We start from the raw sequence: 15,932 nt of genomic DNA, 5'->3' as shown, positions 1-15,932 counted from the left end.
TTATGAGCTTATTTTTCAGTAACACAATTTCAGGGTAAGAAGTGCCGTTTCATCCACATACACCAACAAAAAGACCCCGACTGCTTACGGCTGGGGTCTTTCTTTTTTTGTCTGGTATCTTCCAGCTTTATTATAAACGCTTAAACAGACGATTAGGTAGGTCTACATATGATCCTACGGCCAAATCAATCTGCATGGCTTCAGGGCATACAAACAATCGCCCACTTAGATAATTGTCAGGTCTGGTTCCATACCTGGCAACGCCCAAGGAATCAGTAATGGCAACTCCTTTTTCTAGTTTAATAAGTTGATAATTTCCCTTATACAGCACACTTTTCTCTTTTCGAACTTCAATGTGATTCGTATCGGCGAAAATCATTTCCACGTTCGGTACCGGAGCTGTATAATTCGTAACGGACGAACTCGTATAAACAAGTTTCCACTTGCCCAGCAATTGCTGTCGAAGCGTTTTGACATCTGTAGCGGCATTCTCTGCCAAACAAGGTGTTAGTACCGGCTCAACGGATTTGTTTTTTTGACAGGCCATAGCCAGTACCAGCAGAAGAAAAGTAGCTTTTTTCATTGATTTTCCTTTTTTCATCAGGACCCGGGCATTTATCCTGCCGTTGGAATTCATTTCATTATTTTCATTTTTTATTCGGCAGCCAATCGGCTGACGGCCAATTTTTTAAGTACTCCGGTCAAAAAAACTGTCAACCGAAAACCGAAAACTCTAAACTTTTGCTATTATCTTTGTATCCCGTACACAAATCATACACGTCGTCATGTCCACGGTCAAACCGACGAAATATATCTTTGTTACGGGCGGGGTTGCATCTTCACTCGGCAAAGGCATTGTCGCCTCCTCGTTAGCTAAACTTCTGCAAGCCAGGGGTCTTTCAGTCACTATTCAGAAAATCGATCCTTACATCAACGTCGATCCCGGTACGCTCAATCCGTATGAGCACGGGGAATGCTACGTTACGGATGATGGAGCCGAAACGGACCTGGATTTAGGTCACTACGAACGCTTTCTGAACGTCCCCACGTCACAGGATAACAACGTAACGACGGGTCGTATCTACTACAACGTCATCATGGCCGAACGCGAGGGCAAGTACCTCGGTAAAACGGTACAGGTGGTGCCTCACATTACTGACGAAATCAAACGCTGCATTACGGCGTTGGGTACGACGGGTAATTTTGACATTGTCATTACTGAGATTGGCGGTTGCGTGGGTGATATTGAGTCCTTACCCATCATTGAAGCTGCCCGTCAGCTGAAGTATGAACTGGGTGAGAACAATACGCTCTTCATTCACCTGACCCTGGTTCCGTACCTGAGTTCGGCGGGTGAATTGAAAACCAAACCGACGCAACACTCGGTTCGTACGCTTTCGGAATCCGGTATTCAGGCCGACATTCTGGTTTGCCGCACCGAGCACCCGATTCCGCAGGATATGCGTCGCAAGATTGCTCTCTTCTGCAACGTACAGCCTAATGACGTAATCGAGTCCATCGACGCCGAGACCATCTACGATGTGCCGCTGTTGATGAAAAAAGAAAAGCTCGATCAGCGGGCTCTGTACAAACTCAATCTGTACAACGATCAGGAACCCGATCTGGATTCCTGGAAAGACTTCCTCGGCAAGTACAAAAACCCAACGGACCAGATTACGGTAGGTCTAGTCGGTAAGTACGTCGAATTGAAAGACGCCTACAAATCCATTGCGGAAGCTTTCATCCACGCCGGTGCTGAAAATGAGTGCCGGGTTAAGGTAGAATGGATTTCTTCGGAAACACTGGAACAGGAAGAAGTCATTGAGCAATTGCTCAGTCTGGACGGTATTCTGGTAGCTCCGGGTTTTGGTGAGCGGGGTCTGGAAGGAAAAATCCGGGCCGTACAACTCGCCCGTGAGAACAAGATTCCGTTCTTCGGTATTTGCTTAGGTATGCAGATGGCCGTCATCGAGTACGCTCGCAACGTAGCGGGTATTGCCGGTGCTTCGTCTTCCGAGCTGGAACCTTCCACCCCTAATCCGGTCATTGACCTGATGCAGGAGCAGAAAGCCATCAAAGCCAAAGGCGGTACCATGCGACTGGGAGCCTGGCCTTGTGATCTGCAAAAAGATTCACTCGCCCATCAGATTTACGGCAAGAAGAAAATCTCCGAGCGTCACCGTCACCGGTACGAATTCAACAATGCGTATCTGAAGCAATTGAACTCTGCTGGTCTGGTTACCTCAGGTATCAATCCGGAAAGCAAACTGGTCGAAATCATTGAGCTGAAACCTGAAGTTCACCCCTTCTTTATCGGTGTACAGTTCCACCCCGAGTATAAAAGTACGGTGTTGAGTCCGGCTCCGCTGTTCGTACATTTCGTGAAAGCAGCCCTTACTTACTCCCTCGCGAAACGGGAATCGGTAACGGTGGGCGTCTAAAAACGTTCTCAAAACGGATTAAGTATCTGATAATTAAACCGTTATTTATCTCTAACTAAAGTATTTTTTTAGAAAAGATAAGCTACTAGGCCACGGGTTTTATCAATGCCAATCGGCACTACCGATTACCGTTTAACATTAATTCCATTCTATTACTGGAAAAAAAGGACGAGCACGCAGGGCTTTCGGGATTGTTTCCGAACTTTGCGTGCTCATTTTTTTAAACTCTAATTACACCGGAGCCTTGTTGTCTCCCCACCATCCTTATGGATCGTAATACCATCATTGGGTTGCTATTGATTGTTGGCATGTTGCTTGGGTACCAGTTTCTGATGCCCGAAGAAAAGCCGCAACCCCAGAAACCCCAGCAAATGGGTGTTCCCAAGAAGAATGTTTCTACGGCTGCTACGCTGGACACCGCCGCCTTAGGTAGCTTTTCATCCGCTGCCAAAGGTACTTCTCAGGAAGTAGTTCTTGAGAATAAAGACGTTCGCGTCACGTTCTCTACCCAGGGCGGCCGGATTAAGGAAGTGCTTCTCAAAAACTACAAAACGTACGATCAAAAGCCGCTGTACCTTTTCGACGAGAAGGGTTCCCGTCTCGGACTGGAATTGCCCAACGGTTCCGGTAAAGTAGATGCTAGTCAGTTATTCTTTACTACGACGGATCAAAGCCAGGTAGTAGCAGAAAACGGTTCGGGCACGGTAGCCTTTACCCTCCAACTAGCCAGTGGCCAAACCATCGAGCAACGCTATACGCTTCCCGGCAAAGGTTTTACCCTGGGGTATGATCTGAACGCGAAAAATTTCGGTGGAAACGCCCGCCTGTTCTGGTCACATACTATTGATCGTACGGAGAAAGATGTTAACAAACTGCGGAATGAAAGTACCATCAACTACTTAACCACGGATGAATCCTTCGATCACCTGAGCCAGAATAGTTCCGGTACGGAAGAGCAGACGCTGGAAGAACCCGTCAAATGGCTTTCATTCAAGCAGATGTATTTTGTATCCGGCTTGGTGGGTGAAGGTACTAACCTCTCGGGTGTAAAGCTGAAATCAACGGCCTTCCCCGACAATAACGAGGAAAATCTGAAGACGCTGGAAGCCGAAGTACAATTGCCTGCGGCTGATCTGGCGGCGGGTAAAGGCAAGTTCAAGCTGTACTTTGGCCCCAACGATTACCAGCTCACCACGCAGGTAGCTCCTGACTTTAACGAAAACGTGTACCTGGGCTACGCCTTCCTGAAACCCGTGAACCGATATGTATTCGTTCCGCTGTTCAATTTGCTCGGTGGATTTATTTCCAACTACGGCGTACTGATTTTTGTACTGGTCTTCATTATCAAACTGATTCTGACCCCCCTTACGTACAAGAGTTACATTTCCATGGCGAAGATGCGCGTGTTACAACCGGAGCTTGCGGCCCTGAAGGAAAAAATTGGCGACGACGATGCTCAGAAAATGCAGCAGGAACAGATGAAGCTGTACCAACAGGTGGGAGTCAATCCTTTGTCGGGCTGTGTACCGCAATTGCTGACGCTGCCCATTCTGATGTCGGTCTTCTTCCTCTTCCCGAACCTGATTGAGCTGCGTCAACAGCCCTTCCTGTGGACCAATGACCTTTCCTCGTACGATGATCTGATTAAGTTCGGCTTCTCGTTACCGATTCTGGGTAATCACATCAGCTTGTTTACGGTAATGATGACGGGTTCCAGCATTCTGTTTGCGTACTACAACAACCAAACGACGGTAAGCACGCCGGGTCCGGTAGATTATCGTACGCTGGGTTACATCATGCCGCTTGTGTTCTTCTTCATCATGAACTCCTTCCCGGCGGGTCTGGCCTGGTACTATCTGGTATCCAACCTGATCACAATCGGGCAACAGCAATTGATCAAACGCTTCGTTGACGAAGATAAAATCAAGGCTATTCTGGAGGAAAACCGTCGCAAGATTTCGAGCGGAGAAAAGAAAAAATCGAAATTCTCTGAGATGCTCGAAAAACAGTTGAAAGCAGCGGAAGAAGCGAAAAAACAAGCCGAAGCTCAGGCCAACAAAAAGAAAAAATAGTTGGTAACTGGCCCGATGGCCTGCCTAACGTGACAAAAGCCCCTGACCTACCGGAAAGGGGCTTTTTGATTGGTATCTTTCTTTTGCGTAAATATTGGGGGCGGTTGGTAAGACCGTCCATTCTGATTTACTTTTGTCCAAAGACGTATTCATGATTCGACTTACCTTCATCTTTTTCAGTATCCTTTTTTCGCTGAATGTTCTGGCCCAAACCGCTCCTGCGGACTACCAGCAGGCGTACCAGAAGGGCGAACGGGCTCTTCGCGATAAAAAATACGATTTGGCCCGCGAGTACTTTGCTCCGCTCACCTCGGCCCGTTACCAGAACGAACTGGTACCCTACAGTCACTACTTCATGGCTCTGGCTTGCCTGAAAAGCGATCGGCTGGCGGAAAGTCGTACGTACTTACGCCAGTTGGAAAGCCGTTACCCCAACTGGCTAAAAATCGCTGATGCCCGCTACCTGTACGCCAATGTGTTGCTGGAAGAAGATCAGTTTACGGCCGGTGTGGATGCCCTTAAACGACTGCCGGAAGCACGCATGAAGCAGGACATTGAATCGCTGGAAGCGTATTATCTGGCTCAGTGCACGAACCTTTCCACGCTGCGTCAGCTCCATACCAAGTATCCGAATGATGCCATTATTGCCGAAAATCTGGTCGCTCTGATTCAGCGGAACTCAACGAATAAGGCCGATCTGGATTTAGCCGCCCGACTTACTACTCGGTTTTCCCTGAAACCCCGCACGGCTCCGACGGGTCCGAATATTCCGGTAGTGACTGCTCCGAAAGGCAAGAAAAGTGCTTATACCATTGCTGTCCTTTTCCCGTTCCGAATGAATGAGCTGAACTCGGCAAACAATCAATTCGTAGTAGATCTGTACGAAGGCATCCGACTGGCCGTCAAAAAACTACAAAGTGAAGGGATCACGGTCAATGTCCTGGCCTATGAAGTGGATAACACGGCTGAAAGTATGCAGAAAGTATTCGGAGATCCTCAGTTTCAGCAGTCGGATGTACTCATTGGACCGCTGTATCCGGTTACGTACGAATTAGCGACGACCTGGGCTGCCGAACGTAACATTCCCATCGTCAATCCCATCTCGACGAATAGTTCTTTACTGGTAAACCAGACGTATCTGGTACAACCCTCCGTTGAATCACAGGCTCGTTTGCTCTTCCAGTTTTCGCAACGCTTTACACCCAAATCTACGTACATCGCCTATGGAAATACGCGTCAGGATTCACTACTCGCCGCCACATACGCTCAAGTAGCAAAAACCAATGGGGTTCAGGTACTGGGCATGAAACGCGGTCGCAGCGAAAGCCTCGCTGTCGAACTGAAAGGAAAAAAGCCGGGTCACATTCTGGCTGCTTTTACGGGTAGCGGCGAAGGCCCCGGCGTGATTTCCTGGAATCGGAGTACAAACTTGGGTGTTCCTCTGCTAGTGCCTTACGAAGCCTTCAATACCAACACGTCTCCGGCGTCCACGTTTTCGGGTTCGAATGTATATTTCTTCGATTCCATGTTTAGTAGTGACACGGATCCGGCGGTACTGGATTTCCGGCAGAAGTACATGACTCAAATCAACACGCTACCGTCCAGTTACGCCTACCTCGGGTACGATACGATGCTCTTTTTCGGTCGTATGCTGGGTAAGTACGGTAGCGATTTTACCAAAGGCCTGAAAAGTCAGCCCTACAAGGATGGCTATACGCTGGGTGGATTCGACTATCGGCAATCCACCGACAATCAGAATTTCAACGTTCTAAAATTCAGTAACTATCAATTTATTCAGGTTAAATAAATGAGTTTGGAGTTTAGGGTTTTGTGTTTAGCGTTTGGAAGCCTAGGTCGACCAAACTATTCGTTTCAGCTACTAAGCACTTCAGCAATTTAGGCTTTGACTAGTAACGCAACTCAAAACTCGTAACCCGAAACTCAACTTGCTTCCATGACAACATCTGAACAACTTTTTCAACGAGCCAAAGAGGTCATTCCTGGCGGCGTCAATTCGCCGGTACGGGCGTTTCGGGCCGTGGGTGGCAATCCCCTATTTATCAAAGCAGCTCAAGGGCCTTATTTGATTGATGAAGATAACAACCAATACATCGAACTGATCAACTCCTGGGGGCCGATGATTCTGGGACACGCCAATGAAATGATCCAGAAAGCCGTTTCGGATGCGGTTCAGCATTCGTTTTCCTTCGGGGCTCCTACTCGTCGGGAAGTAGAAATGGCGGAACTCATTATTTCAATGGTATCCTCCATCGAGAAAGTTCGGATGGTAAATTCCGGTACCGAGGCTACGATGTCGGCCATACGCGTAGCTCGTGGCTTCACAGGTCGTGAAAAAATGATCAAGTTCGAAGGTTGTTACCACGGTCACGGTGACAGCTTCCTGATTGCCGCTGGTAGTGGAGCCGTAACGATGGGCGTTCCTGACAGTCCGGGCGTAACCAAAGGCGTCGCTAACGATACGCTGACGGCTCCCTTCAATGATCTGTATTCGGTAGAAACGCTGGTAGAAGCCAACAAAGGCCAAATTGCCGCTATTATCCTGGAACCCGTGGTAGGAAACATGGGTCTAGTATTGCCCGAGCCCGGTTTTCTCGAAGGTTTACGGGAACTGTGCGACAAAGAAGGAATTCTGCTGATCTTTGACGAAGTAATGACGGGCTTTCGTTTGTCTGCTTCCGGTTTTCAGGGCATCACATCCGTACAGCCCGATTTAACTACGCTGGGTAAAATCATTGGCGGCGGTATGCCCGTAGGTGCTTACGGGGGCCGCAAGGAAATCATGGATTTTGTCTCTCCGGCGGGTCCGGTCTATCAGGCAGGTACGCTTTCGGGAAATCCCATTGCAATGGCCGCTGGAAAGGCCATGCTGACCTATCTTAACGAAAATCCGGAAGTTTATACAGAACTGGATCGCATCGGAGCCAAGCTGGAAAACGGTCTGCGGGCGGGTAACCAGAAAGCCGGTAAGAACTTCACCATCAACCGCATTGGTTCGATGTATACGCTTTTCTTTAACGAACAGCCCGTTACGGATTTTGCCTCGGCTAAGGCTTCTGATCTCAGTATGTTCGGAGCCTATTTCCAGGCGATGCTGAAACGCGGTGTGTACCTGGCTCCTTCACAGTTTGAAAGTCTCTTCATTTCAACGGCCCTGACGGATGACCTCGTCGATCAGATCATCGCCGCTCACGAAGTAAGCTTGCTGGAGGTACTGGGTGGAGCGTAGGGAGTTTGAGAGATATTTGGAAAATTTGATTGAGTTTGAGGTTTGATTAGTGTTTGAGAAAGGTTTGACTACAGCGAATGTCGCCTTACCAGAAAGGTGTTTCAGAAGACAAGTTTGTGGAAGTGATTTAAAAGCTCGCGAACCTTCAAACCTTCGTTAAACGTTCAGAAAGCCTTCAAATCCTCAAACATTAATCAAACTTCAAACCATTTATCGACCCTCGAACGCCATTCAAACCTTAAACTACATTCAAACCCTTTCCCCCATTCATGCGTCGCTTTTCCATCATTATTCCCGTGTATAACCGTCCAGACGAATTAGCGGAATTGCTGGCGTGCCTGGCCCGACAAACGGTTCGGAATTTTGAAGTCGTCGTGGTGGAAGATGGATCAGGCATACGGTCGGAACACGTCGCTCGGTCGTTTGAAACCGCTCTGGACATTCGTTATTACGAAAAGCCCAACAGCGGACAGGGTTTTGCCCGTAACTACGGCATGGAACGGGCGGCTGGCGACTGGTTTATTATTCTGGATTCGGATGCTCTGGTGGAGCCGCAGTACCTGGAAATCGTCAACCGGGAAATCGATCGTCAGCAACTCGATCTATACGGTGGCCCTGACCGCGATCATCCCAGCTTTACGCCCGTACAAAAGGCCATCAGTTATTCGATGACTTCCCTCTTTACTACGGGGGGCATTCGGGGTAAAGCCAAGAATGCGGGCGGTACCTTTCACCCCCGGAGTTTCAATATGGGACTGAGTCGGCAGGTCTGGGAACAAACGGGTGGTTTCCGGATTACTCGAATGGGTGAAGATATTATTTTCAGTATTCAGGCCCTTAAGCTGGGCTTTCGCAGTGCTTTGATTCCCGAAGCTTTTATCTACCACAAACGCCGGACCGACTTTGGGGCTTTTTTTCGACAGCTTCGTTTTTTCGGACGAGCCCGCATCAACATTACTCGTTTTTTCCCGGATACGCTGAAACTGGTGCATTTTTTCCCGGCCGCGTTCACCGTATGGTTGTTCAGTTTCCCGCTTCAACTGCTCATTTTTAAACCCTTATTTCAGCTTTCGGTACTAGCTCTGCTGGCCTACTGTCTGATGATTTTCTTTGATTCCTGGAAACAGAATCAGAGCATTACCGTCGCCAGTCTCAGTGTGCAGGCCGTTTTCGTGCAAATGGTGGGCTATGGCCTAGGCTTTTTAAGTGAAGGTTGGAAGTACCTGCGGGAACCAAAAGGCACGGTACAAACCGGCGAACGCGTGGAATATCCCTCTTAATACTAAAGCCCGACGGTTCTTCCGCCGGGCTCTATTTTACAACGAAACGATCCCATGAAATTTGACTCCCTATCCCTCAACGTAAACGAGGACGATCAGCAATTTGAATTACAAATCGACCAGCATACGGCTTTGATTGCCTATCGCGTACTAGATACTCATACACTGGCTCTCGATCATACGGAAGTTCCCGAAGAACTCGAAGGTCAGGGCATAGCTTCGGCACTGGTCGAAAAAACGTTTCAGTATCTGGACGATAACCAGCTTAAGCTCGTACCTAACTGCTCATTCGTACGGACGTATCTGGAACGGCACCCCGACTGGAAACGACTGGTGGCCTAATCCAGCAGTCGCGTAGCTTTAATGAATCCGCGTTGCCAGTAGTCGTTATACAGGTTGTCTTCGATGACGCCCCGACTACTGGACGCGTGGATAAACATGACACCCTCGGAGCCATTGATATGGGTGACAATGCCCGTATGATTGATTCGGTTTGCACCGAAACCTTTGTATTCCGTGTTGAAGAAGACCAGGTCGCCGGGCCGTAAGTCACTCACTGAGATCGATTGTCCCACATTGGCCTGTTCAGCGGCTGTACGCGGCAGTTTCAGTCCGATCTGCTTAAAGCTTACCTGTACCAATCCTGAACAATCGAGCCCTACACTGGTACCCCCACCCGTCCGGTAATTGGTCCCGCCATAACTCTTGGCCGTATTGATCACATCATTGACCAACTGTTTGTCGTACCGAACCGCCTTGGGATTATACTCTGCTTTTTTAGTCAAAGCATATTTGCCCGGTGTAGCTGGGGAAGCAGCCGCCGAAGCCCCCGCATACGATCGAGAGACGGATGATCCACCATAAGAAGGACGCGAGGCCGTAGTCGAACGGCTAGCAGGTGCACGGTACGAAGTTTGGCGACTGACGGGTTTACTACGAGTCGTCGTACGAAATAATTCACAGGAACTAAGTAAAATACTTAGCGTACAAAGGAGCGGAAAAGTCCAAAAACGCATAAGCTAGTGTTTAAGTGAGTTGTGAAGGAAGACTAGTACTTGCAATTGATTTTCAGCTATTTAAGACCTATTGTCTTCCAAAAAACTTCGGTTTAAAATACCCTATATCGGTTTGAATGTAAGGATTCAGTCCTAAAAACGACAAAAGGGAAAGCATATTTTTTTACATGCTCCCCCTTTTTTTTATCAGAATTTCATGGTCAAAGCGATGCGTTTACGGGTCAGATCTACTTCCACTACTTTCACCTGAACCTGCTGCTGCAACTTAACGACCTCATTGGGATCCCGGACGAAGCGATTCGACAATTGCGATACGTGTACCAGCCCGTCCTGTTTCACCCCAATGTCCACGAAGGCTCCGAAAGCCGTAATGTTGGTAACAATACCGGGCAGAATCATCCCCTCCCGCAGATCTTCTGGTTTTCGTACGGAAGCGTCGAATTCGAAGGCCGTGAGGGGTTGACGCGGGTCCCGACCGGGTTTTTCCAGTTCGCTTACAATGTCCTGCAAAGTGGGTAAGCCCGCTTTATCAGTAACGTATTTTTGCAACTGTATTTTCTTCCGTTGCTCGGTTTGCGTCATCAGGTCTTTCACCGACACACCCAGGTCTTTCGCCATCCGTTCGACGATGTCGTAGCTTTCCGGGTGTACTGCTGAATTATCCAGGGGATTGGCAGCTTCCGCAATTCGCAGAAAGCCCGCACACTGCTCAAAGGCCTTTCCACCCAATCGCGGTACTTTCAAAAGTTCTTTCCGGGATTTAAAAGCTCCATGTTCGCGGCGGTACGTCACGATGTTCTGAGCCAGCGTAGGGCCCAATCCGGAGACGTAACTCAGCAAGTGTTTACTCGCCGTATTCAGGTTGACTCCTACCGCATTAACGCAGCTCTCCACCACCGTATCCAGACTTTTCTTTAACGCTCCCTGATCTACGTCGTGCTGATACTGTCCTACACCAATGGACTTGGGATCGATTTTAACCAGTTCAGCCAAGGGGTCCATCAAGCGGCGACCAATCGATACAGCTCCGCGGACCGTAATGTCTTTATCCGGAAATTCATCCCGGGCCACTTCCGAAGCGGAGTAGATGGAGGCTCCCTGTTCGGAAACCATAAAAATGGGAATTGTCAGGGATAGTCCTTTCAGGAAATCTTCCGTTTCCCGTCCTGCAGTACCATTGCCTACGGCTACGGCTTCGATCTGGTACGAAGCAATGAGCTGACGGACTTTCGCTTCCGCCTCCTGCTTTTTGTCAAAGGGATAAAGTACAGTATCACTCAACAGATTGCCCTGTGCATCGAGTACAATGGTTTTGCAGCCCGTCCGGTAACCAGGGTCAATACCCAGCACCCGTTTTTGACCCAGTGGCGACGAGAGAAGCAATTGCCGAAGGTTTCCCACAAAAATGGTGATTGCCTCAGCATCGGCTTTTTCTTTCGAAAGTCGGGCAAATTCATTTTCAATACTGGGCTTGATGAGTCGCTTGTAACTATCCGTAATAGCATCTTCTACGAATGGTTTAGCGGGTGAAGAACCCCGAACGAACAATCGATCTAGCTGTTCCAGCGAGCGTTCTTCATCCGGAGAAATGCTTACGGATAAAATGCCTTCTTCTTCCCCCCGCCGAATGGCCAGCAGGCGATGTGAGGGAATTTTCCGCAACTCTTCCGAAAAATCGAAGTAATCGCGGTATTTGGCTCCTTCCTCTGCTTTATTTTTCTTGAGTTTAGCATAGACAATCGCCTGTCTTTCAAATACTTTACGAACTGCATTTCGGGCGTCCGCGTTTTCAGAGATCCACTCGGCCATAATGTCGCTGGCTCCCTGATAGGCTTCTTCCAGTGTGGGTACTGACTCATTAATAAAAGCTTGAGCTTTCCCCGTAATATCGCGTTCGCGTTGCTCAAAAATTAGCCGGGCCAACGGTTCCAATCCCTTTTCAATGGCGATACTGGCTTTGGTTTTCCGCTTGGGTTTGTAAGGCAGGTACAGGTCTTCGAGCTGAGTAAGCGTCTGGGAAGCTTCGAGTTGTTTCCGAAGCTCGGCCGTTAGTTTACCTTGCTCCTGAATGGATTGCAGGATACTCTCCCGACGCTTTTCCACTTCCTTGAATTTCTCGTACTGATCTTTGATGGCCTGAATTTGTACTTCATCCAGACTGCCCGTCATTTCCTTACGGTACCGGGCGATGAAGGGCACGGTGGCTCCTTCGTCAAAAAGTTGAATGGTATGCTCGACCGAACGAGCGGAAAGCGATAACTGACTTGAAATAAAAGCTACTGCGGTACGCATGGGTACAATATTCAGTTTACGGTTTTCAGTTGCCTGCTTTGGGTTTGGGGTTTAGCGTTTCCTCGGCTCACTCCGATTTGTAACTATCATGGAATGATCGGGGTGCAACTGGTTAAGCGTCTCCGACGCGAAACTAATTCCCTCCTACTATGCCATGCCGATTTCGGAATAACTACTCAACCCAAAACACTAAACTCACTTCACAGATACAATCTCTCCGGTCTCCAGATACACAATCCATCCTTCAACTTTTGTATAACCCATTTCGCGGTAACGGCGGGCGTAGGATTTCATTTGGTCCCGGTGGCTATCTCGGATTTGGCCGGTTTTGTAATCCAGAATGGCTATGCTTTGATCGGGGCGAATTACGACCCGATCCGGACGCAGAATATCTCCGTTGGGCATCAGGATTTCCTGTTGCGACAAAAACTCGGCGGGCAATTCAAAGTACGGTTTCATTTCTTCCCGACTCAATACCCGCTCAATGGCTTCCCGGAGAAGAATCACCTGCGACTCGTCAATGAGGCCCCGTTTCTGCATTCGTTCAATCACGTTGGGTACGTCTTCAGGCGTACGGATATCCCGCATGACGGCATGAGCTTTATTAGGCCAGTCTTTCTGACTGGTAAACGTATCCCATTCCGTTAGTCGATCTTTCTGCCTCCGTAAACGCATACTTTCCCGCCGAACCGTGAGCACGTTTTCAATACTAATCGTCGTGTCATCTTTCACTGCGACGGGGCGGGGCTTGAGAGCATTCCCCTGTCGTACGATGTGCTGTCCTTCGTCTGAATCGACGTAACTCGCAAAAAACTGACCGACGGTGTCTTTCAAAGGCTCGCCCTTCTTCGTCCGTTTTACTTCCATCGAGACGTACAATCGTTCGACGGCACGGGTCAGGGCCACGTATAACAGGTTTAGATTATCGAGAAAGGTTTGCTCCGTTTCGCGTTCGTATTCGGCCTTCAAGTGGGTTTGAGCGAGCTTCTGCGTCACCGAAAAAGGAGCGGTACGCAAACGACGGAGCTGACGGTCGCCACTTTCAGGCAATTGTAGTTCCTCTAACTCAATCTCTTCCAGATCTCCCCAGATTTCGTCCCATTGATTCGACGTGAAGCTCCAATTGGCGTACGGTAACAAGACGACCCCGTACTCCATTCCTTTCGACTTGTGGATCGTCTGAATGGTCACGGCGTCACTACCTTCGGGGGTATTGACGCACAATTTGTTTTTTTGCTGTTCCCAATCCTGTACGAAATCGCTCAGATGGCCGCTTTTTCGAACGGAAAAATCCTGGGCGTAGTCCAGAAACCGAAACAGGTACGGAGCCTGAGCGGGTACGTCGAATAGCCGAAAACGGGCAATCAGTTCTTCGCAAAGTTCAAACAGTCCGAATTTTCGTAACACCGAAGGCTCCAGGGTTTGTCCTTCTTCTTTCAGCCACGTCCAGAAGGCTTTCCAGTCCGTCGATTCTACCATAGCCCGGATCCGGGTGTTGATTTCCTCATTCGGAACTTTCCCCTGAATGTCCTTCAGATACAGGTAGGCCGCTTCGTATTTGACCAGTGGCTGATCGGGTGCATCCAGAACCCGCAAAAACGCCATGACTAAATTCACCGCTACCGAGGCACTCACCAGGAGTGAATCGGCGGAAATAACCGGAATCCGGTGTGCGGTCAAGGTATCCGCCAGGAGCCGGGCGTGCCGGTTTTTTCGACACAAAATGGCAATATCCTTGTACGTATATCCTTCGGCCCGACAGGCGTTGATTTGGTTGATGACAAAAGCGGGCGTTGGTTCGGTATCCGCCTCCGTTTCCAGAAAATCGATCTGTACGTGTCCACCGCACTTAGGATTAACTTCGGGCGTTTTCTGAAAATAGGTCTGATAAATTCGCGGCGTCACCTGCCACTCTTCCCGAATCTGATGATCCAGCACATGCTTTAGCAGGTCATTGTTGAAATCCACAATTTCCTTACAGCTCCGCCGATTGTAGTTGAGCACCTCCGGTTGCAAATGCCGGGAAATGGTCAGCAGACGATCGCCTACGTTCCAGTTAATGGTATTCCCGGGCGGTAACATGGGCGACAGATCACTGCCTTTATTTTGGTGAAGATGGACCAGCTGCTCCATTTCTCCCCCCCGAAACCGGTAGATACTTTGCTTTGCGTCACCCACCACGAGGTTGTAGTGACTGGAGGATAAGCTGTTGTCAATCAGCGGCATAAAGTTCAGCCACTGAAGTTGTGATGTATCCTGAAACTCGTCAATGAGGATGTGATGAAACTTCTCCCCGAGTCGTTCGTACAAAAAAGGTACGGGCTCTTCCAGTACAATGTTGAGAATGGACTGGTTGAATCGGGAGATGTGAATTTGCCCGGAGTGATCCTCAATAGCTTTTACTTCATCGGACAGTTGCTTGAGCAGGGCCAGTTTGTGCAGGTGTTTCTCTAACTCCTGACACAGGGTATATTTTTCAATCTGACTCTCGTACAGATTGATCACTTCACGGCCCACCACTTCCAGCTCTGCTTCAATACGTTCGAACTGCGAAAGAATCAGCAGAGGTGTTTTGGCTTTCATCCAGTTTTGCTCCCGCCGGATGACGGCCTGTAAACGCGAGGAAACGCCTTCGGCGAACTTCTTCTGTCCGTCGCGTACCTTTTGCAGAAAACCGGCGGCCCCCGTGGCTCCGTAATTAAAATCACTAATGGTCAGCGTTGCCTTCTCCTCAATGAGTTCCATAGCCAGACGGCCCAGGCGGCGGTATTCTTCCTCCTGACACTGGCAGTATTCACGGATCTGTCGGCGTATTTCCCAAAAGTCTTCCGCACTGAGTTCAGCTAGCTTTTGCAGGGCATCCCGATGTTTATCATCCAGAATTTTCTTGCCCACGGTTTGTAGTTCCGTTCGCAGAGAAGTCCAGCTTTTGCCTTCGTCCGCCATTTCGGCCACGAGTTCTTCCAGTACCAGCGTCAGTTGGCTAAACTCCGTTTGCCCCACTTTACTAAGTAGCTGTTCTACTCCGGCGGCTACAATCACATCCGATTCCAGACTTACTTCAAAGTTATAGGGAATACCTAGTTCTTCTGTAAACGCCGCCACTACCCGTTGCGTAAAGCTATCGATGGTGGAAACAGATAATCGGCTATACTGATGGAGGAGTACCTGAAAGGTTTGAGCCGAACGTTTTTCGAGTTCCGCTTCCGTAATCAGTTGCCCCGTCTGAGGGTCCGTGATTTCCTGTAAGAGCAGTTGTCGGTAGGCTTCTACTTTCCGCCGAGCTGTTTCGTCGAGCGTACGGTATCGGCTGATCCCCTGCAGGGTTTGCAGGATTCGGCTTTTCATCTCATGAGCCGCATCATTCGTAAACGTTACGGCCAGAATATGCTGGAAGTACGAAGGACTAAACTGCAACAGGCCTTCTTCGTTTGGATGACTCGATAGAGCCAGTTTCAGAAACTCTTTGGCAAGCGTAAAAGTCTTTCCTGACCCCGCCGAAGCCGCGTAAATCGTAAACATTACCGATGAAAAAAGCAGGCTGGGCCTGCTTTCGTTTAATACTATCTCAAGTTACGGTCGTT

At 49.0% G+C, this 15,932-nt stretch carries 10 protein-coding genes; 6 read left to right on the top strand and 4 right to left on the bottom strand.

The window, feature by feature from the left end; translation table 11 throughout:
• Window positions 1-130 precede the first annotated feature (130 nt).
• Complete coding sequence (locus tag C5O19_RS07700) at window positions 131-601, bottom strand: hypothetical protein (protein WP_133163323.1); 471 nt, start codon at window positions 599-601, stop codon at window positions 131-133.
• 184 nt (window positions 602-785) lie between these two features.
• Between C5O19_RS07700 and C5O19_RS07695 the strand changes: the two genes are divergently transcribed.
• The 6 genes from C5O19_RS07695 (at window position 786) to C5O19_RS07670 (ending at window position 9,382) form a co-directional block, all read left to right on the top strand.
• Window positions 786-2,441 (top strand): CTP synthase, encoded by a 1,656-nt coding sequence (locus C5O19_RS07695; protein WP_104711068.1) that lies wholly within the window; start codon window positions 786-788, stop codon window positions 2,439-2,441.
• Between the two features lie 266 nt (window positions 2,442-2,707).
• Window positions 2,708-4,513, top strand: coding sequence for a membrane protein insertase YidC (gene yidC, locus C5O19_RS07690; RefSeq protein ID WP_104711066.1), 1,806 nt, complete (start codon window positions 2,708-2,710; stop codon window positions 4,511-4,513).
• A 151-nt stretch (window positions 4,514-4,664) separates the two neighbouring features.
• The gene (locus C5O19_RS07685; RefSeq protein ID WP_104711064.1) at window positions 4,665-6,320 is read left to right on the top strand and encodes an ABC transporter substrate-binding protein; all 1,656 of its coding nucleotides are present in this window, start codon (window positions 4,665-4,667) and stop codon (window positions 6,318-6,320) included.
• A gap of 147 nt (window positions 6,321-6,467) precedes the next feature.
• Window positions 6,468-7,760: a glutamate-1-semialdehyde 2,1-aminomutase gene (gene hemL / locus C5O19_RS07680; protein ID WP_104711062.1), complete on the top strand. Its 1,293-nt coding sequence runs from the start codon at window positions 6,468-6,470 to the stop codon at window positions 7,758-7,760.
• 269 nt (window positions 7,761-8,029) lie between these two features.
• Window positions 8,030-9,040, top strand: a complete 1,011-nt coding sequence (locus tag C5O19_RS07675) for a glycosyltransferase (protein WP_104711061.1) — start codon at window positions 8,030-8,032, stop codon at window positions 9,038-9,040.
• Between the two features lie 54 nt (window positions 9,041-9,094).
• Window positions 9,095-9,382 (top strand): GNAT family N-acetyltransferase, encoded by a 288-nt coding sequence (locus C5O19_RS07670; RefSeq protein ID WP_104711059.1) that lies wholly within the window; start codon window positions 9,095-9,097, stop codon window positions 9,380-9,382.
• Here C5O19_RS07670 and C5O19_RS07665 read toward each other — a convergent pair.
• From C5O19_RS07665 to C5O19_RS07655, 3 genes are all read right to left on the bottom strand, one after another.
• Window positions 9,379-10,056 (bottom strand): C40 family peptidase, encoded by a 678-nt coding sequence (locus C5O19_RS07665; protein WP_104711057.1) that lies wholly within the window; start codon window positions 10,054-10,056, stop codon window positions 9,379-9,381. The two genes, C5O19_RS07670 and C5O19_RS07665, sit on opposite strands and share 4 nt — an antisense overlap.
• 186 nt (window positions 10,057-10,242) lie before the next feature.
• Window positions 10,243-12,348, bottom strand: coding sequence for a Tex family protein (locus C5O19_RS07660; protein WP_104711055.1), 2,106 nt, complete (start codon window positions 12,346-12,348; stop codon window positions 10,243-10,245).
• A 195-nt stretch (window positions 12,349-12,543) separates the two neighbouring features.
• On the bottom strand, window positions 12,544-15,870 hold the full coding sequence (locus C5O19_RS07655) for a UvrD-helicase domain-containing protein (protein ID WP_104711053.1): 3,327 nt from the start codon (window positions 15,868-15,870) through the stop codon (window positions 12,544-12,546).
• Between the last annotated feature and the right edge of the window lie 62 nt (window positions 15,871-15,932).

This window comes from Siphonobacter curvatus (assembly GCF_002943425.1).
Lineage (GTDB): Bacteria > Bacteroidota > Bacteroidia > Cytophagales > Spirosomataceae > Siphonobacter > Siphonobacter curvatus.
Note: the sequence above shows the minus strand (reverse complement) of the source record. Positions and strands in the feature narration are given on the sequence as shown.

Excerpts from the sequence above, each read along its gene's own strand:
- C5O19_RS07675 (WP_104711061.1), top strand. The coding sequence starts at position 8,030 with ATGCGTCGCTTTTCCATCATTATTCCCGTGTATAACCGTCCAGACGAA.
- hemL (WP_104711062.1), top strand. The coding sequence starts at position 6,468 with ATGACAACATCTGAACAACTTTTTCAACGAGCCAAAGAGGTCATTCCT.
- C5O19_RS07685 (WP_104711064.1), top strand. The coding sequence starts at position 4,665 with ATGATTCGACTTACCTTCATCTTTTTCAGTATCCTTTTTTCGCTGAAT.
- C5O19_RS07695 (WP_104711068.1), top strand. The coding sequence starts at position 786 with ATGTCCACGGTCAAACCGACGAAATATATCTTTGTTACGGGCGGGGTT.
- C5O19_RS07660 (WP_104711055.1), bottom strand. The coding sequence starts at position 12,348 with ATGCGTACCGCAGTAGCTTTTATTTCAAGTCAGTTATCGCTTTCCGCT.
- C5O19_RS07665 (WP_104711057.1), bottom strand. The coding sequence starts at position 10,056 with ATGCGTTTTTGGACTTTTCCGCTCCTTTGTACGCTAAGTATTTTACTT.
- yidC (WP_104711066.1), top strand. The coding sequence starts at position 2,708 with ATGGATCGTAATACCATCATTGGGTTGCTATTGATTGTTGGCATGTTG.
- C5O19_RS07700 (WP_133163323.1), bottom strand. The coding sequence starts at position 601 with ATGAAAAAAGGAAAATCAATGAAAAAAGCTACTTTTCTTCTGCTGGTA.
- C5O19_RS07670 (WP_104711059.1), top strand. The coding sequence starts at position 9,095 with ATGAAATTTGACTCCCTATCCCTCAACGTAAACGAGGACGATCAGCAA.
- C5O19_RS07655 (WP_104711053.1), bottom strand. The coding sequence starts at position 15,870 with ATGTTTACGATTTACGCGGCTTCGGCGGGGTCAGGAAAGACTTTTACG.